This window comes from Paenibacillus sp. SORGH_AS_0306 (assembly GCF_030819345.1).
GTDB classification, from domain to species: domain Bacteria; phylum Bacillota; class Bacilli; order Paenibacillales; family Paenibacillaceae; genus Saccharibacillus; species Saccharibacillus kyungheensis.
The window spans coordinates 3,412,297-3,431,713 of record NZ_JAUTBP010000001.1 but is presented as its reverse complement, the minus strand read 5'-3'; the positions used below and the strand labels follow the sequence as shown (position 1 = coordinate 3,431,713).

The window sequence follows — 19,417 nt, the reverse complement described above, 5'->3', positions numbered from 1 at the left end:
GTAGGTACAAAAGGGAGGAATGCAGTATGATTACTGCGATACTATGGTAAAACTGACGAATAAAGTCGTTCTGATCACAGGAGCTTCTAGCGGACTTGGAGCAGGAGTAGCATCCTTATTAGTAGAAAAAGGAGCAATTCCGATTTTGACTGCACGTTCTGAAGATAAATTAGCTACATTATCCAGACAGTTAAAAGGCGAGCATCAAGTGATTCGTATGGATGTACAACAAGATGAAGATGTGAAGCGTGTAGTGGATCAAGTGATCCAGCAATACGGTAAAATTGATATTTTGCTAAATAACGCTGGTTACGGACAATTCAAAACGATTACCGAAATGCCTATCGAAGATTATAAAATGATGATGGACGTCAATTATCTAGGGATTGTCCGTTGTACACAGGCTGTTCTTCCACATATGTTGACCGCTGGAACAGGGCAGATCGTTAATATCGCTTCGCTCGCAGGCAAATTTCCAACTGCCAAATCGACATCGTATACAGCAACCAAGCATGCAGTACTTGGATTCACCAATGCATTACGACAAGAGTTAAGAGAAACGAATATCAAAATTTCTTCGATCAATCCGGGGCCAATTGCGACCGCCTTTTTTGATCGTGCTGATCCTTCAGGAGATTATGTTAAAAATGTAAGTCAATTTATGATGACTCCTGATAAAGTGGCACGTGATATTGTTAAGGTGATGGAAAAGCGCAAAGAAGAACTGGATTTGCCACGTATTGCGATTCCAGGTATGCGTCTGTACGGACTTTTCCCACGATTTATTGATCGGTTAACGTATCGTTTATTTGATCGAAAATAAAGAGATATTACGCTTTATACAATGATCCAGCCGGTTCGAATTGAACCGGTTTTTGGTGCGGTATGATTATATTTGGTGTAGTCCCTGTTTTCGCATATAATAGTAGAGTGTTGTACTCTGTCTGTTTACTCATGTATTAGAATATAAACAAGTGTTGAATAGTTTGTACTTATAAAATGATTCAAGGGCTTGAAAGGATGAAATGTATGGAATCAAAAGTGAATTTTCTCGGACTGGGCATCAATGAATGGTTAAATGATGTACTAGAACGTTATGGGATTACGGAGCCTTCTCCGGTGCAAGCAGAGGCTATTCCTCATTTGCTCGAAGGAAAAGACGTTATCGCTCAATCGCAAACAGGTAGCGGTAAAACGCTAGCGTATTTATTGCCTGTATTGCAACAAGTCGATCCAGAGCGCAAGCAATTACAAGCGATGATCTTAGCACCTACACAGGAGCTAGCGATGCAGATCGTACGTGAAAGTGAGCGTTATGGCGCAGAACGTGGAATTATGACACTGGGTCTGATCGGTGGAGCAGCGATGAAGCGCCAGATTGAAAAGTTAAAACGTCATCCACAGATTGTAGTCGGAACTCCTGGACGAATTAGTGAATTGATCAATCTGCGTAAGCTCAAAATGCACCTTGTGAATACACTGATTGTCGATGAAGTGGATCAAGTGATTGGACTTGGTGGTGGCGGTGATGTGAAGAAGATTATTCGTAGCACACGCAAAGATCGTCAACTGGTCTTTTTATCCGCTACAGTGAATGAAGAGATTTTGACACTGGCGAATCGTGAAATGAACGACTTGTTAGAGATTGGGATCGAACCGGATACCCGCACATCGTCAGGTATTGAACATGTGTATTTTGTAGCCGAAGAACGGGATAAATTAGAAATTCTACGTCGTGTATTACGCCATTATAACTCTCCACGTTCACTCGTATTCGTCAACGATACGAACGATATTGCAGAAGTGGAAGCGAAGCTGAACCATCTGGGTCTATCTGCGCGTGTATTGTATGGTGATGCAAATAAAGTAACACGTAGTACCGTATTGTCTCAATTTAGAGAAGGCAAAATCAAAGTGCTTGTCGCTTCCGATGTAGCTGCACGTGGACTGGATATTGAAGGATTGAATCTGGTGGTAAGTCTTGATCCAGCCTTTGATACTGATCATTATGTACATCGCAGTGGACGTACAGGACGTATGGGCAAAAAAGGCGTAGCCGCTTCGATTATTACCGAACGTGAACGGTTTATTATGCGTAAATTTGCCGATGCTTTGCATATTGATCTGCAAGAACATGTGTTAAAAGGTGGAGCAGTCCTTACACTGGAACAACAACAAGAACGTGAAGAATCATATCGTGCTTCACGTGCAGAAGCGGCGGCCGCTCGTTCTTCTCGCCCTGCATCTACACCATCTGTCAAAAAAGAAAAAGTATCATCAGAAACACGCTCAACGGTCAAAACTGATGTAAATACAGAATCTTCTGCAAAAAGTAATCCAGATTCAACTCGTCCGACAGAACGTGAGTTCAAGCCAAGAACATCGTCACCTGCGGCTAAAGTGAATCCGAAAACAGATAAAAAGAAACGCAAACCAAAAGTAGATACCAAAAGTAAAGGTGCACCGAAATGGTTAAAAGAAAAACGGGCTGCATCTCAAGACGAAAAGTGAGGTAACAATAATGGAACAGGTAGCTATACTTAATGTGGATCACCTCAGTGGTGGATACAGTCGTGGTAAGCCTGTCCTGCATGATATCAGCTTTGAAGTCGGTCGCGGTGAGATGATTGGACTGATTGGTCTGAATGGTGCAGGAAAAAGCACAACCATGAAGCATATTTTGGGATTAATGACTCCGCAACAAGGGGAGATTCGGATTCAAGGATCTACACTGGCAGAAGAAACTGAGCAATATCGGGCTTCACTTGCTTTTGTACCGGAATCTCCGCAATTGTATGAAGAAATGACAGTGCGTGAACATCTAGAATTTACCGCACGTGCTTACAATGTGAGTCAAGCAGATTATGAACAACGTTCCGCTCATTTGATCAAGCTATTCAATATGGGTGACAAAGAAGATAGCCTGTCGATGCATTTATCCAAAGGGATGAAGCAGAAAGTGATGATCATGAGTGCTTTTGTAGCCGCTCCTCCATTGTATGTAATCGATGAGCCATTTCTAGGGCTTGATCCGCTCGGTATTCGGTCGTTGCTTGATTTTATGGTACAGACCAAAGAAAGTGGATCATCGATATTGCTAAGTTCACACATTTTGTCGACTATCGAAAATTATTGTGATCGTTTTATTGTGTTGCACAAAGGAAAAGTTATTATTCAAGGGACATTGGAGCAGATTCGTGAGCAGACGGGTCAGCAGAACGTACCACTCGAACAGATTTTCTATGATCTGGTTCAGGATGGGCTGTAATGATGAATGATCTGCTCAAGTTACGTCAGCAGAGGCAACAAGCTTTTTGGGGAGAAGTGCTTCCTTATCTACGCTATGTGATGCAAAGCGGACTCGCAATCGTCACTTTTTTTCTGCTCATTGTATTTGCAGCATGGTATACGACCTTTTTGCAAAATGTACCTCAAGGTCTGCCTGTACACTGGATATTACTGATTTTATTCACACCGCTATCGATCTATGGCAGTGTGCGTACGTATATGCGAACAGCCGATATTGTATTTATGTTGCCACTTGAAGTGCGTATGCGTGAATACTTTGCTCCGGCATGGCGTAGCAGTGTGATTGGGAAAACGATCTGGTTGTTGATTCTAGCACTGGTTGCTTTTCCATTTTACGTACGTGCAGATATAAATGCCAAGTCGTTAAGCCTACTTGTGATTGTGCTGATTATTGCCAAATTACTCGGTAGTTACGGAAGCTGGCAAGAATTGCGGATGAATACAGCCGCTGCTCGTGTCGGTTATCGTCTATTGCGCTATGTATTGATTATTGGCTTACTAGCGGCATTCCTTTGGTTGCCACTGATGACTGCTCTTATTGCAGTCGTTGTAATTGCTCTTGTCTATATCGTGCTGTTGCGTATTCCCGGTAAAGCTTCTGTGCCGTGGGAACGATTGATTGCGACAGAAAGAAATCATGCCGCAGGCGTAATGCGTATGCTCGGTTGGTTTGTCGATGTACCGAATGGCGAACGCAAAGTCAGTCATCGCCGCTGGTTATCTTTTGTTGGCAATCGTGTACCCTGGATACCTGCCAAAGCGTTTCGTTTTCTCGTTTCCAAAACATTGGTTCGTGGAGAGTTATTACCGATCTTGATTCGATTTGTAGTGATCGGTATCGTATTTGTATTGATTACTCGTGAATCGTGGTTCGGCATTGTGGTATATCTGCTATTTATTTTACTAGCAGGGATGCAAATGACCAGTTTGCGTAAGCAACATACCGATACACTCTGGCTATCAATCTATCCGATTCCTCCTGAATCGCAACGTCTGGAAACGGTCAAATTAATCACACAGACACAGATATGGATAACATTGCTACTGTGGTTACCTCTTGCAAGTGCAGGTGATCCGGTACGAATGATTCTTACATTTATCGCAGGCTTGGTAGCTGTCTGGTTATATCGCCGTTCATTGAATCGCAAATGGCTTAAAGATATCGAAGCGGAAGCAGAATTTGATTAAAGTTCAAATCTTGACACTATAAGTGCGACTTTTGCTATTACATTTTTCTATTACAAGGAAAAAGTGATGTTTGCCAAGCAAAATAGCTGGCGTTGAACTTTCTTCAAGCATATTTGATATGATGTACTATTTGCAGTCCAAATGGCTTGAGATAGTTTATATCTGCTGTAGGATGATATCCTATTTGTACGCATGGAATGTATGATCTGAATATATGATTTTTGTAATCAACCTGTTGATCGATCTGCCACTCTTGATGTGGTTGATTATGATCGACAGGTTTTTTTCATATTTAACACCAATTTGATTATCCATAATTGTAAATTCCAGAAAAAAACAGTATATTCAATAAAGCCTATAATGTATTGAACGGGTAAAATTGCTTATTACAGGTGGTGCGCTATGATTCCCAAAATTAACGAAATGGATATCGATAATTTACAAACATTAGTCGAAAAAATAAGTGAAGTCATGGAGACACCTGTAACGATAGAAGATGCAGAACACCGCCTGCTAGCCTACAGTTCGCATGATCCGAATAGCGATCCTGCGCGCATCGCTACGATTGTTGGACGCAAAGTGCCTGAAGATGTAGTTCGTGCACTGTATGAATCGGGAGCGATGCAACAATTGCTAGATACATGGGAACCTGTGCATGTAGAGGGCATGAGCCAAGTGGGATTAAATAACCGGATGGCAATCGCGATTCGACATTACGATGAAGTGCTCGGCTATATCTGGTTGCTTGAAAATAAAGGTTCTTTCACCAGTGAACAAATCCAGCAATTAAAATACAGTGCTACTCTAGCTGCATCCAAAATGATTCAGATGCAAAAGCGCAAACAAAGTATCGATTTTTTTAACCGTTTATTAAAAGGTCGATTTACTTCGGAACAAGATGCGCTAGCACAAGCTCGTGAAGTAGGTATACAAATGCCTGCTTATTCGTACATTCTAATGATTGAACAAGACGGCAATCATGATAACAACGATTGGTTAGACAAAGCCATGCAAGCCGCTACCGAGTATGCTGTACGAATTGTGCTTCATTTGCGAGAGCCCCATCGGTTGATTCTATTATGCAGTACTGCCAAAACAGCCTCTTCAGTCGCACCTGTCGAACATACGATTGTTCCTCTGGTGAATCGACTTTCTACGTTACTACCTTCATCTCCTATTGAATATGGAGCAGGGAGTGTAGTGTCCTCTGTATTAGCGATCAGTCGTAGCTATACCGAAGCGCAATATCTATTGATGTTACATCACCGATTGCCTGAAACGACTTCTATTTTATATTATCCACAAGCGGGATTTTACCGGTATCTTTATGCGATGAAGCAAGAAGCTGTACAATTCCCGGCGTATACGTCTCCGCTGGACAAGCTTGCGGTGTACGATCAAGAGCATCATAGTCATTTACTGCATACGTTAGCTGTATTTCTCGATCATAACAGCGATGCCAAATTAGCTGCCGGGCAACTGCATGTGCATACCAATACACTGAATTATCGGCTTAAACGAATAGCCGAAGTCGGACAGATCGATCTGAACGATATGGCGCAAAAAGTAACATTGTATCTAGAAATTAAGCTTTTACTATTAGAACAATCAGAATAAGGGTATATATGTAGTATAAAGCTTCTCTTTAATGTGAAATTTATTGATGAAATATTCTATTTATAAACTGATATGAGTTAATGAGTTAGATTATATGACATATTTAGATAACCTTTTGTATTTTTACACAAATAAAAACCTTCAAATTTGGGGAATTAGACGATTACATGACATTTTATCTATCCTATAATGATGACGTAGAGCAAGAACGTACCTTAAAGGAGGAACTGGCATGAGAATTGGAGTCCCGACAGAAATTAAAAATAACGAAAATCGGGTAGCGATTACACCAGCAGGTGTAGCTACATTAAGCGGAGCAGGGCATGAGGTCTATATCCAATCTGGAGCTGGTGCAGGTAGTGGATTCACAGATAGTGTCTACGAACAAGCAGGAGCGCAGATTCTGGTCGAAGCAGCTCAAGTGTGGAGTACCGCAGAGATGGTGTTGAAAGTAAAAGAACCATTGCCATCGGAATATGTGTATTTTCGTGAAGGCTTAATTCTATTCACTTATCTCCATCTCGCCGCAGAACCGAAGCTGGCTGCTGCTCTCATCGAGCATAAAGTCATCGGGATCGCTTACGAGACAGTAGAAGTGAATCGGACGTTACCATTACTAACTCCAATGAGCGAAGTCGCTGGACGTATGGCAAGTCAGATCGGTGCACAATTCCTTGAAAGTCCTCACGGAGGTAAAGGTATCTTGCTCAGTGGTGTACCGGGTGTGAAAAAAGGAAAAGTGACTATTATCGGTGGTGGCGTGGTCGGAACGAATGCTGCCAAAACCGCAGTTGGACTGGGCGCAGATGTAACGATTATGGACTTGAACCCAGATCGGTTGCGTCAGTTAGAAGATATCTTTGGCTCATCGATCCAGACGTTAATCTCCAATCCTTATAATATCGCAGAAGCGGTAGCTGCTTCGGATCTAGTGATCGGAGCTGTATTGATTCCGGGAGCCAAAGCTCCTAAATTAGTCACCGAAGCGATGGTACAATCGATGTCGCCGAACTCTGTCATTGTCGATGTAGCGATCGATCAGGGCGGAATTGTTGAGACGATTGACCGGATTACAACGCATAACGAACCGACATATGTGAAGCATGGTGTTGTCCATTACGCTGTGGCGAATATGCCGGGTGCGGTACCAAGAACGTCGACGATGGCATTGACGAATGCGACATTGCCTTATGTAACACAGATTGCGAATCAAGGGTTGAGAGTAGCACTTGAAAGTAATCCTGCTTTGAAATTAGGAGTGAACACAGCGGCAGGTCGAATGACGTATGCGGCGGTGGCGAGAGATTTGGGATATACGCATGTGGATGTGAATGAAGCGTTGGTCGAGACTTTTGCGGCGTTGAGTTGAGGAATTTTATCAAGAAAAAAGAGTTACTGTGAGGAAAATGCAGTAGCTCTTTTTTATTTTTGATAAAATTTACTAACTAATTATTATATCTCTTATAGACCAATTGGTCTATAAGAGATATAATAATTAAAAGACCAATTGGTCTTTCAATTATTATACTAAAATCAAATCTATCACAAATCTGTAGAAAGGAGGAAAGGCTTTTGAGGACACCAGAGCAATTTATAGAAGTACTTAAGGTTTATTTGCAGATTGAAAATGGTATTCACATAGTTAATCGAAAAGCGCCTGGTAAAAGTATTGAAGAGGTTATGCAAGCTTTCGGTTTTCACGGTGTTGGAGAAAGCCCAAAATATCATGGAATGAAACAAGACATTTTATCATTATTAAATGAATTAGGTACTGAACATCTCATTAAAATGAAGGCAGACTATGATGATCAAAATTTATCTAATGTGGAAGATGAAAAATCCGGTACTTTTGTTGCAAATGGAAGAGTTATTTGGAAGTTTAAACTCGAGGTATTAGATGGTGAGTTTGCATATATAAAAATAAAGGACAACAGCGATCTAAATAAATGTATTTGTTTATCGTTTCATCCTGATCAACCAGAATAAAAAAGTTTGTGGATGTTGGCGAGCATATAATGCTCGTCCAATTCTACAAATTTAATATAAATAATGTATGTGATAAATTAATCGAATTTAAAATAAAAATGAAAATTTACTATTCTGATAAAACTTATAATAATTAAAAGGAAAAGGTTAATTTAACAAACAAAATGCGACCGTTTAAATTATACACAATTATAAGAAATACCTTTTATAAAATGAAAAATTTGAGGTGAAGAAAATTGGAAAAGAAAGATGTTAAAAATTTTATTGATGATATAAATATTATATGTGATGAGTGTGGTGTTTTGTTGAATGAGCAGAATACTAAAATAATAAATGAAGAGAACACTGAAATGGAATTTAAAGGAGAAACATTTAAAGTACTTAAATCTTATCGCGTATGTGAAAAATGCAATACTACTATATTTGATGATGAATTAGCTACAGCAAATTCTAAAAGATTAAGTGAAGCGTATGCTATGAAATATGGATTTACTATGGATGATATAAATGTAAAAACATTGAGAGAATATTATGGTTTAAAACAAACTACATTTTCAAAATTGCTTGGTATTGGTCTTACATCAATAAAAAGATATGAAAGTGGAAGAGTTATGCCAAATAATTCGCAAGCCACAATTTTTAAAAAATTAACAAATAATAAAGAAAGTATAAAAGAATTTTTTGAAATAAATAAAGTGAATTTGACTTTTGAGGAAATAAAAGAGGTTGAAGAAAGGATAAAAGAATTATTTAATAATAAAGAAAAATCAGAAATTATTTTTCGAGATATATTAAAAGAAATAGAAAACGAAAAATATTTTGAGGAATATTTATCAATTGCATTAGAAATAAACGATCTAATTGAATTATCTTATAAATCAATAAATAGAACTCAAAAAACTGGATTATCTGAATTTAATTTTAATAAATTCATAAGTTTAATAATTCATTTTACAGTTGATAGAAAGACATCGTGGAATGAATTAAATAATTTTCTCTGGTATGCAGATTTTTTGAAATATCAAAAGGAAAAAATATCTTTAACTGGTTCTGCCTATATTAAAAATAAAAATGGAATATGGCCTAAGCATTATAATTTGATTTTATCAATATTGGAACAAATAAGATTTATAAATAAGGAGGTTGAAGAATTTTCAGATGGATTTGTAAAAATAAATTTTACTTCATTAAAATCTTTTAAAGAAGAATTATTTGATGAGAGGGATAAAGAAATAATAAAATATATAGATAAAATAATTGCTGAATTTGGATCAATAAAGATTGAAAATTTAGCCTCTAAAACTGCTTTAGAAATTCCTGAGAAAGAAGGTGATATAATCGATTATGATCATGCTTCAACTTTTCAATTAATAACATAATTAAAATAATATTAACAATGCCCTGAGAGTAAACAAACTCAGGGCATTTATATAAACTATAACTTATAATATGATTAGATATTCTAAAATTAAATTTTTATTGGTTGAGTATCTTCTATTCCTTCTATATTTATCAAAGAATGTAATCATATTCTATTACGTATGAAATTTGAAAAGTTATAAGACTATTATTTTCTATATGAGAGACATAAAGTTTTTAAAAATGTATTCTTGTTTTTATTAAATGAGAATGTGAGAAGAATATTAAACATTCAAAAAATTTATTTGTTATTATATTATGCGACTTTCGCATAAATCATTAGGTTAGCTCACTCTGTAGTATATGATGATTATAATGTATTCAGTCAATCACATTGAAGTGATATCATCAACTACAGAAAGGATAAAAAATCATGAGCAGTCTGTTAGAAAGTATCTACTACGGCAACTTGCGTCCAGATGAGAAAGCAGTATCTCACAACGAAGAATATACACAGATCAGTGAGCAAATATCAGCGAAAATGGCAGATTGGAAAGTGAAGCTTCCTCCTGAAGAATGGTTGGAGCTTGAATCTATGTGGGACTTGTATTACCAGTTGAACAGTATGGATCGTGCAGGTTCATTTACATATGGATTTCGATTAGGTGGGAAATTAATGATAGAGGTGTTACAAGGAGAACGTTAAGATCAGTACAGATAAAAGAATAGTATGGAATATATACAATTACACATATTTCTGGGCATCTGGTGCAAGTCGCTGGATGCTTTTTTTATCGTCCAAATACAATACATATGTAAAATTTAAAATAAAGTTTGACAGTAATCGTTTTCAATCATTATATTAATCAAACAGTCGTTTAAAACGATTGTTTGAATTTGGTAAAATCAAGGATACGGTAGAGATAAGCCGATACGGGAGGAATTATGAAATCTATTTTTGCAGCATTTATGAAGTTGCCTACGACCAAAGTAGGGATTGCGACAGCGATTTTATTTCAGCTTATTTTTACCATTGTGTGGATGACCGGTTATCAAGGCATTACAGAACGGTTAGATCACTTGAGTGTAGCTGTTGTTAATGAAGATAAAGTATACGGAGAACAGTTGATTACCAGTCTGCAATCTTCGTTACCTGTAGGTGTTCGCACAGGGATGACGTTAGCTCAAGCTCAGCAACAATTGCAAGAACGTGATATACAGATGATTATTGAGATTCCAGCAGATTTTGCAACGACTGTACAGTCTCAGAATCCTGCCCAATTGCATTATTTTATCAATGAATCCAATCCGATTATGATCAAAAATATGATGACTTCGATTGCAGATAAAGTTACTGCTAATGTTAATAAAGTCGCTGTGGAAAGTGGACTGAAAGGTGTATTTGCAGGACAACTTCCAGAACAACAAGCACAGACGGCGGCGACAATGATGTCTCAGCGGGTGGTGTCTGATATTCAATCGGTCAATCCCGTACAAGGGATGAATAATCAGATGGTGCCGATGATGATGATTCTGGCTTCCTATGTCGGTGCGATGATTATGGGACAGAACTTCCAGATTTCGTCCAAAGCACTGGCAAGTCGGTTCGGACGCTGGTCACGCATGTCTGTTCGTTTGCTAGTGACAGCAGGTGCATCGATTGTGGTATCTCTGGTAGGGACTTCACTGGTGGCATTATTCGGAGGACAGTTAGGGCATGGATTTATGGCGTTGTGGGGCTTTCAAGCATTATTCTTGTTAACCTTTATGTTAGTTGCACAGATGTTTTTATTTGTATTCGATATGGCAGGAATGCTATTTAATATTTTGATACTGTCTGTACAATTGGTTTCGTCAGGAGCGATGATGCCACGTGAATTGCTACCAGACTTTTACCAGTGGATCGGGTCGGCGTTTCCAGCGACTTATGCTGTACAAGGGTTAATGAATCTGTTGTTCGGCGGTACAGGTATAGGTAGAGATTGTCTGGCACTGGTATGTATTATGATTGTTGCTCTTATTATTATTGGAATTGCCACTGCACTACGCAAAGACAAACTGCCTGTCTCTCCACTGGTAGCGATAGCCGAGTCTTGATGATATGATAAAGACAGTATGGCTGGAAAAGATTACTATTCCGCATCATGGAGATACGGATGATTTCTAGCGATAGCAATCAAAGGCAGGGAAGTGAACGTGGTGGATAAAAATGAAGACCATGTTAAAATGCGTATTTTGCAAGCAACCAAAAAATTAGCAGCCACAAAAGGGTTTGAAGCGACGTCAGTACGAGAAATCTGCAAAGAAGCGAATGCGAATATTTCGTTGGTTTCATATTATTATGGTGGCAAAGAGCCATTATTTGAAGCGATGTTAAAAGAATTTATTCCAATTCCTCTATTTGCAGAACATATTCGTCGTGAAGAAGTCGATCCGATTCAGGGAATGAAGCGGTTGATTGAAGAGATGTATCATTTTTGCAAATGTGATCCAGAGATTTCAGACATTATACATCAAGAATTCACACTGCATTCTCAGCGAATCGATATTATTCAAAAGTACACTCTTCCGGTATGGCAATTGCTTCGTCATTATTTGGAAAATGGTCTACAGCAAGGTACTTTTTATTTTCGGTCGTTGAATCATACTTCTTTGCAAGTGATGGGCAGTATTTTATTTAGCAGTCATGATGTCAAGTCATTAACTGTCGTCACATTGCTAGATATTCAGCGTTCTGTAGAGAGTGATCAGTTAGAAGAATTGACGCAGTATATTTTACGTGGTCTCGGTTGTACCAATGAACAGATCGCTATATCGTAGATCATCAAGACGCTATATGCAGATGTTATTTACAGGTATAGTGGTAACTAAGCCAGAACTTTGTTTATCTTCCGCTAAGAAGAAGATAAGCGTAAGTTCTGGCTTTTTTATTATGAATTAATGTTATATAAAGTAACATTAATAATGTGTAAATATTACATAGAAGATGAAATAAAAAGGTAAATAGTATATACCTAACATATTAAAAATAGAAAAGACTCATTATAAAATATCAGTAAATAATTATAAAAACTTTTAAAATAAATAAAAATAGTATTGATAACCTAAATTTTCACAGTATAATGAATGTTAATCAGTTAATAATATTTAAATATTATATTATTTGGAATTAAAAGATATAAATTCTAATTGAATAATATAATGGATATCGTTATACTGATGTAAGAAATAGGCAACATAGTTAATTTAATGTGTTACTAAAGTTGACATTATTAAAGGGGGATTATGATGAGAAGCAAGTGGAGTGGATTAATGATCGCAGCATTAATTACAGGATTACTAGCAGGGTGTGGAAATGGAGCTACGTCTTCTTCTGGCGCAAGTGGAGGTTCTACAGCAAGTACAGGTGGTAAAGTGATTAAAATTGCTACCCAATCTCCATTATCCGGTGGTAGTTCTATTCAAGGTGAAGCGATTAAGCTAGGTGCACAGATGTCGATGGAAGATCACAAAGAAGAGTTTACCAAATTAGGATATTCACTCGAATTGGTTCCTTATGACGATCAAGGTGATCCCAAAAAAGGTGTAGCCAATGCTGAATTGATCGGTGCTGATCAACAAGTATTAGGCGTGATTGGGCATCTGAACTCCGGCGTATCTATTCCTTCCTCTGTTGTCTACGAAAAATACAACATCCCGATGATCTCACCTGCAAGTACAGCTACAGAATTAACCGATCGCAAACTCAAAGTAGTTAATCGTGTCGTTGCACGTGATGATTTTCAAGGTCCAGCAGCGGCTGAATATGCTATAAAAACAGCAGGAGCCAAAAATATTTTTATTATACAAGACAAAACAGCTTACGGTCAGGGATTGGCGGAAGCTTTTCGTGATGCCGCTCAAGCCCAAGGAGCTACGATTTCTGGCTATGAAGGAATCACTGTTGGTGAAAAAGATTTCAACGGTGTACTGAATATTGCAGCTACGCAAAAGCCTGATTTTATTTTCTTCGGTGGATTGTATGCTGAAGCAGGTCTATTGATTAAGCAAGCTCGTGATAAAGGAATTACAGCTCCGATTATGGGAGGAGATGCGCTTGATTCTTCCGGTCTGGTCGATATTGCTGGAGCTGATGTAAAAGGAGCATTGTACAGTTCGGTGGCTGGAGATATTAGCAAATTACCGGACGGACAAGAATGGACAGCCCGTTACAAAGAAGCATTTGGTAAAAATCCAGAAGGTTATTCTGTCTATGCGTATGATTCGATGAGTGTCATGTTAGAAGCGATCAAAACAGCAATGGGTTCAGGTACAGAAGCACCAGCTCGTGATGCGGTACGAGACGCTGTGCGTGCGACCAAAGATTTTGAAGGTGTAGCCACTAAAGTAAGCTTTGATGATATCGGAGACAATGCGTATGCGAAAGTATTTATTTACAAATTCGCTGATGCTACGTATCCAGGATCACTTGAAGCAGAGATTGCTCAACCTGCGAAATAAACAATCCTTTTCCAAATAAAAGCCAAAAGGTATGTGCTGTGATATACACATCTTTTGGCTTTTGTTTTAGAGTACTTTTGCAAAATCATCATGTAGCAGAATGACGAATGAGCGTATGAAGGGAGTAACTGAATGTTCTCAAGTATTTTGCAAACTTTACCTCAGGTATTGATCGATGGTCTGGCGCTAGGTGCAATCTATGCTGTAGTAGCACTGGGTTATACGATGGTATACGGTATTCTGGAATTGATTAACTTTGCGCATGGTGAGATTTTTATGACCGGTGCTTTTGTAGGGACTGCGGTGCTGTTTGGTTTTCAGGGTGCAGGGTGGTTGACCGGTATGCCCGCATGGTTGTCGTATTTACTGATTATTTTGATTGCAATGCTGGTTACAGGCGCACTCGGGGTCGGGATTGAAAGGGTAGCTTATCGACCGTTACGCAAAGCGCCCAAGTTGATCCTGTTGATCTCTGCTTTTGGAGTTTCGTTTGTTTTGCAAGATGTGATTCGATTTATCGCGGAGCTCAAAACAGGTAATTATATTATTAGCACACCGCAATTATTTGATCAGCGTTATCAATTGCCGCTTTCTTCGATCTCTAGCTGGTTTACCGATGCTTCAGTCAAAGCGAATACATTGTTTATTTTTGTAATCGCGATTTTGTTAATGATTGGACTCGATATTTTTGTGAATCGAACCAAATGGGGCGGTGCGATGCGTGCAGTTGCGCAAGATCGGGAGACCGCATCGTTAATGTCTATCAATGTAAATAAAGTGATTGTGCTAACCTTTTTTATCGGTTCTGCATTAGGTGGTTCGACAGGGGTTTTATTTGCTCAACAGTATGGAACGATTGATCCGTATATCGGATTTATTTTGGGACTTAAAGCATTTACGGCTGCTGTTCTAGGAGGAATTGGGAATATTCGTGGTGCGATGTTCGGCGGAATCGTACTAGGTGTGCTTGAAATGTTTGCTTCATCGAATCTGGGCATTTTGACAGGTGGTAATTTTGGAGCAGAGTACAAAGATGTATTTGCTTTTATGATTCTGATTATTGTCTTGATCTTCAAACCGGAGGGCATATTCGGCAAAGCAATCAAAGAGAAAGTGTAGGTGAAACCGATGGGGAAATTACAAACGATGTTGCAAGCGAATAAACTTGCACAAGGATTACTGTTAGCTGCATTTATACTTGTAACCGCAGGTGCTGTATATTTGATCGACCGTTCGGTCACTGCCTTTCTATTGATGCTGGCTTCGCTGTTGCTGTTGTACTATACGTCATTTAGCAATGGGATGAAATGGAGTATTGCCGTATTTTTACTGGTAATTGTGATTCCATTCGCCACTTCAGGCGGTACATCACGCGAATCGTATATGGAAGTAGCGACCCAATGCGGTATATATGTAGCAATGGCGCTCGGGCTGAATATTGTCGTTGGGTTTGCAGGATTGTTGGATATGGGGTTTATTGCTTTTTTCGCTGTAGGCGCCTATACATACGGCATTTTTGCGACAGGGCAAGCGAATAATTTTATTTCAGGAGAACTCTTTCCGTTATCCGGTGAAAGCTTCTGGATTTTTATTCTAATCGGAGGTTTTATTGCAGGGATCTTCGGGATATTGCTCGGTCTGCCTGTACTGCGTGTCAAAGGGGATTATCTGGCGATTGTGACACTGGGCTTCGGGGAGATCATTCGTATTATTTTTAACAATTTAGAAAAGCCCATCAATATTACCAATGGTGCGATGGGGTTATCTTCGATCCAGCCACCGAATTTGTTTGGCTTTCAATTTACATTTCCGCATCAATTTTATTTTATCGTGATCGGGATACTATTAATTGTTATCTTCGCAGTAAGGCGGTTAGAACATTCACGTCTAGGGCGTTCGTGGAAAGCAGTACGTGAAAATGAAATTGCTGCACAGTCGATGGGGATTCCTTTGATTCGTACCAAATTGATGGCTTTTGCAATCGGAGCTTCTTTTTCAGGAATGATGGGTGTTGTGTTTGCAGCCAAGCAGACATTTATCGATCCGACCAGCTTTACATTGATCGAGTCGATCACGATTCTGGTAATGGTTGTATTAGGTGGAATGGGAAGTGTACCGGGGGTGATCTTAGGAGCAAGTCTGGTCACGATTCTGAATTTGCAGGTGTTGACCGAGTTCACAAGCTGGCTTAATCAATTGTCTCAGCAAGGAATTTTTGAAGTACCTAATGCGTTATCTCCTTCTAAAATGCAACGTTTTATTTTCGGTATGATCTTAATTTTAGTCGCTATTTTCCGTCCCAATGGATTAATTGCTGCTCGAAATCGCAGACTTCCTCAAGAAGCAGTCAAAGATCCGTCTCCACCTGTATCCAAGTCAGAAGTACAACCAGACTAAAGGTTAATACAAAGCATAATTAGAGCTATTGCATGGATAACAGTGAATGAGGAAGGAGCATAAGTATGAGTGACTACCCCGATCATAGTGTGCTAAAAGTGACCAATCTGATCAAACGTTTTGGCGGATTAACGGCTGTAAATGGAGTGAACTTTGATTTTCCGAAAGGACAGATCTCAGCAGTCATTGGGCCGAATGGAGCGGGCAAAACGACTTTTTTTAATATGATTACAGGGATATATGTACCGGATAAAGGCAATATTGAACTGGATGGAAAATCGATTATTAATATTAAGCCTGATCGCATCACCAGTCGCGGTATCGCCCGTACTTTTCAAAATATTCGCTTGTTCGGCAGTATGACCGTACTTGAAAATGTGCAGGTCGGTATGCATATTCATCTCAAAACAGGCATTGTCGGCACATTGTTAAATCTTCCTCGTGTTCGTCATGAAGAACATGATTCCCAGCGTGAAGCGTACCGATTACTCGAATATGTCGGTCTAGCAGAATGGTATAACGAAGAAGCAAGCAGTCTATCCTATGGCGCACAGCGGCGATTAGAAATTGCCCGCGCACTTGCCGCCAAGCCTAAAGTATTGCTGTTAGATGAACCTGCCGCAGGGATGAATCCACGCGAAACGTCTGAATTAACAGGGCTGATCCGCCGTATCCAGCAAGAGTTGGATATTTCGATTATTTTGATTGAACATGATATGAAATTAGTGATGGAATTATCTCATCATATTCTTGTACTGGATCATGGAGAAAAGATCGCTGAAGGTGGCCCGGAAGATATTCGTTCCAATCCTAAAGTAATCGAAGCGTATCTCGGTAAAAGTGCAGTCGAGGAGGAGATACAGATATGAGTCTGGTGGAACTAAAAAATGTACAAGCTTTTTACGGCGGTATTGAAGCATTAAAAGGTATCAATCTGGAAGTGAATGCAGGTGAGATTGTGACATTGATCGGTTCCAACGGTGCAGGCAAATCGACTACACTCAAGTCGATCTGTGGACAAGTGCAGACCAAAGGTGAAATTCATTTCGATGGCAAAAAGATCACATCGCTTGAACCGCATGTGATTGCGCAAAGTGGTATTGCACATGTGCCGGAAGGACGTCGTATTTTCCCGCGCTTAACGGTAAAAGAAAATCTGGAAATGGGCGCGTTCTCAGTTAAAAGTAAAAAGCTGATCAAAGAGCGAATAGAGAAATCATTTGTATATTTTCCACGGCTCAAAGAGCGTTATCATCAGACCGGTGGCACGATGAGTGGTGGAGAACAGCAAATGCTTGCAATTGCTAGAGGACTGATGATGAATCCCAAAATTCTGCTGTTGGATGAGCCTTCGATGGGTCTTGCTCCGGTATTGGTCGATCAGATTTTTGAAATTATTCAGGAGTTGAATGATGCAGGAATGACCATCTTACTGGTCGAGCAAAATGCGTATCAAGCATTGCAGATCGCACATCGGGGCTATGTCATTCAGACAGGAGAAATTATTTTGCAAGATGATGCCAAAGTACTGCTGACGAATAATCAGGTGCGGGAAGCTTATTTGGCATAGATAGTTTACTTTTGTTATTTTGAATTAGATTGTGATGGTTGTTTATGGAAAATTAAAAAGCTTCTGTATCGCTATAAAGAGAATAATTCTCTCAATAGTGGACAGAAGCTTTTTTAATTATAACAGTTCATTCAAATAAATTAGCCTTTTTTCACATCTTGAACTGCTTGGTAGATCAAGTTGAACAGATCTTCCAAATATTCTTCAGCGATACAAGAGAACGCAACGCGAAGATCATGTGCGCCAAGAGCGATTGTGCCGACTTCGTATTCACGTAGTAAGCGTAGACGAACATCTTCCGCAGATACGTCTTTTAATTTGAGGCACATAAAGTATCCCGAGTTGAATGGATAGTATTCCCATGCATCTTGATATTTATCAGTGTCGAGCAATTCTTTAACTTTGTTTGCTCTGCCTTTCATGATTTGGAACTTTTCTTCTTTTTGCGCTTCGAAATTAGAATCTTGTAACGCTTTTAAAATAAAAGTCTGTGATGGGTGTGGCCCGCTGGAAATAGTTGCACGAATAATACCCAGTGTTTTTTGTTCTAAAGCTACAATAGATTCTGTATCTTGTGCGCCATATGTGATAAAGCCAACACGGAATCCCCATACATATTCTTCTTTGGTTGCACCATCGACTTTGATCGGTAGAATTCGTGGGTTCAAGTCAAGCAATGAGCCGAACAATGATTCATGCAACGAATCTTCGAAAAATAATCCGAAGTAAGCATCATCAGTAACTACGACTACATTGATTCCTGCTTCCGCCGCTTCGTTGATTGCAGCTACGATTTTTTTACCATCCGCTACACTTGGAGTATAACCTGTCGGGTTGTTAGGGAAATTGAGAACAACGATCGCTTTACCTTTTTCTTTTTGCGCTAAAAGAGCATCTCTTAATCCATCGCTGTTAAATGTCATTTCTGCTGTAAATAGTGGATAAGTGATGATCTCCGCTCCGCGACGAACCGCAAAAGTAAGCTCATAGTTTTCCCAGTTTTTATCTGGATATATAACAGCATCGCCTACGTCTGCGAACAGATCCGCTACAATGCTTAGACCATGTGTCAACGCATTGGTAACGATAGGGTTACTGAATTTTTTATCTTGTAATGAAGGATTGTCTTTGATCATTTTCTCACGCCATACACTGCGAAGTTCTGGTTTGCCCGCAGGTGGAGCATAAGGGTACAAATCTTTAGGAGCAAAAGCAGACAACGAATCTTGTAGCACCTTCAAATGCATCGGTCCACCATTTTCAGTTGCAATTCCGATCGTTGCATTATATTTTTTAGCCTGGCTTGATGCTTCTGCCGATTGACTTAATATACCTTCTTTTGGGAAATAAATCTCTTTGCCAAGAGTCGATAACATCTCATAAATATGAGGACTATCTGTTTTCAGTTTCTCGTTCAATTGTCCAGCCAGTGGGTTCATCGTTTTCATCCTTCCAGGTCTGTTAAATAATGAATCAGCCGCACCTGATGAT

17 protein-coding genes are annotated in these 19,417 nt (G+C 39.3%); 16 read left to right on the top strand and 1 reads right to left on the bottom strand.

Annotated elements, in window-relative coordinates:
• Window positions 1-43 precede the first annotated feature (43 nt).
• The 16 genes from QE450_RS14925 to QE450_RS14850 all read left to right on the top strand — a co-directional run bounded on the left by QE450_RS14925 (window position 44) and on the right by QE450_RS14850 (window position 17,926).
• Entirely contained in the window at window positions 44-823 is a 780-nt protein-coding gene (locus QE450_RS14925; RefSeq protein ID WP_273616350.1) for an SDR family NAD(P)-dependent oxidoreductase, read from the top strand.
• Between the two features lie 206 nt (window positions 824-1,029).
• A complete protein-coding gene (locus tag QE450_RS14920; protein WP_307300218.1) occupies window positions 1,030-2,511 on the top strand; it encodes a DEAD/DEAH box helicase in 1,482 nt (493 codons plus the stop codon).
• A 10-nt stretch (window positions 2,512-2,521) separates the two neighbouring features.
• Window positions 2,522-3,268: an ABC transporter ATP-binding protein gene (locus tag QE450_RS14915; protein WP_273613469.1), complete on the top strand. Its 747-nt coding sequence runs from the start codon at window positions 2,522-2,524 to the stop codon at window positions 3,266-3,268.
• Window positions 3,268-4,497, top strand: a complete 1,230-nt coding sequence (locus tag QE450_RS14910) for an ABC transporter permease (RefSeq protein WP_307300214.1) — start codon at window positions 3,268-3,270, stop codon at window positions 4,495-4,497. The genes QE450_RS14915 and QE450_RS14910 overlap by 1 nt, the downstream gene beginning before the upstream one ends.
• A gap of 402 nt (window positions 4,498-4,899) precedes the next feature.
• Window positions 4,900-6,114, top strand: a complete 1,215-nt coding sequence (locus QE450_RS14905; RefSeq protein ID WP_307300211.1) for a PucR family transcriptional regulator — start codon at window positions 4,900-4,902, stop codon at window positions 6,112-6,114.
• 232 nt (window positions 6,115-6,346) lie between these two features.
• Window positions 6,347-7,483 carry an alanine dehydrogenase gene (gene ald, locus QE450_RS14900; protein WP_307300208.1) on the top strand — a complete coding sequence of 379 codons (1,137 nt, stop codon included), beginning with the start codon at window positions 6,347-6,349 and terminating at the stop codon, window positions 7,481-7,483.
• A 203-nt stretch (window positions 7,484-7,686) separates the two neighbouring features.
• Complete coding sequence (locus QE450_RS14895) at window positions 7,687-8,100, top strand: hypothetical protein (protein ID WP_307300205.1); 414 nt, start codon at window positions 7,687-7,689, stop codon at window positions 8,098-8,100.
• Between the two features lie 236 nt (window positions 8,101-8,336).
• Window positions 8,337-9,479, top strand: coding sequence for a type II TA system antitoxin MqsA family protein (locus tag QE450_RS14890; protein ID WP_307300202.1), 1,143 nt, complete (start codon window positions 8,337-8,339; stop codon window positions 9,477-9,479).
• Between the two features lie 413 nt (window positions 9,480-9,892).
• Entirely contained in the window at window positions 9,893-10,165 is a 273-nt protein-coding gene (locus QE450_RS14885) for a DUF6809 family protein (protein WP_307300200.1), read from the top strand.
• Between the two features lie 239 nt (window positions 10,166-10,404).
• Complete coding sequence (locus QE450_RS14880) at window positions 10,405-11,556, top strand: YhgE/Pip domain-containing protein (protein ID WP_307300197.1); 1,152 nt, start codon at window positions 10,405-10,407, stop codon at window positions 11,554-11,556.
• Between the two features lie 102 nt (window positions 11,557-11,658).
• Window positions 11,659-12,279 carry a TetR/AcrR family transcriptional regulator gene (locus tag QE450_RS14875; RefSeq protein ID WP_307300195.1) on the top strand — a complete coding sequence of 207 codons (621 nt, stop codon included), beginning with the start codon at window positions 11,659-11,661 and terminating at the stop codon, window positions 12,277-12,279.
• Window positions 12,280-12,747: 468 nt separating this feature from the next.
• Window positions 12,748-13,959, top strand: coding sequence for a branched-chain amino acid ABC transporter substrate-binding protein (locus tag QE450_RS14870; RefSeq protein WP_273613461.1), 1,212 nt, complete (start codon window positions 12,748-12,750; stop codon window positions 13,957-13,959).
• A gap of 132 nt (window positions 13,960-14,091) precedes the next feature.
• Window positions 14,092-15,078, top strand: a complete 987-nt coding sequence (locus tag QE450_RS14865) for a branched-chain amino acid ABC transporter permease (RefSeq protein WP_204826776.1) — start codon at window positions 14,092-14,094, stop codon at window positions 15,076-15,078.
• 9 nt (window positions 15,079-15,087) lie between these two features.
• Complete coding sequence (locus QE450_RS14860) at window positions 15,088-16,356, top strand: branched-chain amino acid ABC transporter permease (protein ID WP_307300190.1); 1,269 nt, start codon at window positions 15,088-15,090, stop codon at window positions 16,354-16,356.
• A 65-nt stretch (window positions 16,357-16,421) separates the two neighbouring features.
• Window positions 16,422-17,225: an ABC transporter ATP-binding protein gene (locus QE450_RS14855; protein ID WP_307300188.1), complete on the top strand. Its 804-nt coding sequence runs from the start codon at window positions 16,422-16,424 to the stop codon at window positions 17,223-17,225.
• Window positions 17,222-17,926 (top strand): ABC transporter ATP-binding protein, encoded by a 705-nt coding sequence (locus tag QE450_RS14850; protein ID WP_273613458.1) that lies wholly within the window; start codon window positions 17,222-17,224, stop codon window positions 17,924-17,926. Before QE450_RS14855 ends, QE450_RS14850 begins: the two co-directional genes overlap by 4 nt.
• Window positions 17,927-18,066: 140 nt before the next feature.
• Here QE450_RS14850 and QE450_RS14845 read toward each other — a convergent pair whose 3' ends face one another.
• Window positions 18,067-19,365: an aminotransferase class I/II-fold pyridoxal phosphate-dependent enzyme gene (locus tag QE450_RS14845; RefSeq protein WP_307300183.1), complete on the bottom strand. Its 1,299-nt coding sequence runs from the start codon at window positions 19,363-19,365 to the stop codon at window positions 18,067-18,069.
• Between the last annotated feature and the right edge of the window lie 52 nt (window positions 19,366-19,417).

Coding starts and splice junctions, on each gene's coding strand:
- QE450_RS14925 (WP_273616350.1), top strand. CDS start 44: ATGGTAAAACTGACGAATAAAGTCGTTCTGATCACAGGAGCTTCTAGC.
- QE450_RS14920 (WP_307300218.1), top strand. CDS start 1,030: ATGGAATCAAAAGTGAATTTTCTCGGACTGGGCATCAATGAATGGTTA.
- QE450_RS14915 (WP_273613469.1), top strand. CDS start 2,522: ATGGAACAGGTAGCTATACTTAATGTGGATCACCTCAGTGGTGGATAC.
- QE450_RS14910 (WP_307300214.1), top strand. CDS start 3,268: ATGATGAATGATCTGCTCAAGTTACGTCAGCAGAGGCAACAAGCTTTT.
- QE450_RS14905 (WP_307300211.1), top strand. CDS start 4,900: ATGATTCCCAAAATTAACGAAATGGATATCGATAATTTACAAACATTA.
- ald (WP_307300208.1), top strand. CDS start 6,347: ATGAGAATTGGAGTCCCGACAGAAATTAAAAATAACGAAAATCGGGTA.
- QE450_RS14885 (WP_307300200.1), top strand. CDS start 9,893: ATGAGCAGTCTGTTAGAAAGTATCTACTACGGCAACTTGCGTCCAGAT.
- QE450_RS14880 (WP_307300197.1), top strand. CDS start 10,405: ATGAAATCTATTTTTGCAGCATTTATGAAGTTGCCTACGACCAAAGTA.
- QE450_RS14870 (WP_273613461.1), top strand. CDS start 12,748: ATGAGAAGCAAGTGGAGTGGATTAATGATCGCAGCATTAATTACAGGA.
- QE450_RS14865 (WP_204826776.1), top strand. CDS start 14,092: ATGTTCTCAAGTATTTTGCAAACTTTACCTCAGGTATTGATCGATGGT.
- QE450_RS14860 (WP_307300190.1), top strand. CDS start 15,088: ATGGGGAAATTACAAACGATGTTGCAAGCGAATAAACTTGCACAAGGA.
- QE450_RS14855 (WP_307300188.1), top strand. CDS start 16,422: ATGAGTGACTACCCCGATCATAGTGTGCTAAAAGTGACCAATCTGATC.
- QE450_RS14850 (WP_273613458.1), top strand. CDS start 17,222: ATGAGTCTGGTGGAACTAAAAAATGTACAAGCTTTTTACGGCGGTATT.
- QE450_RS14845 (WP_307300183.1), bottom strand. CDS start 19,365: ATGAACCCACTGGCTGGACAATTGAACGAGAAACTGAAAACAGATAGT.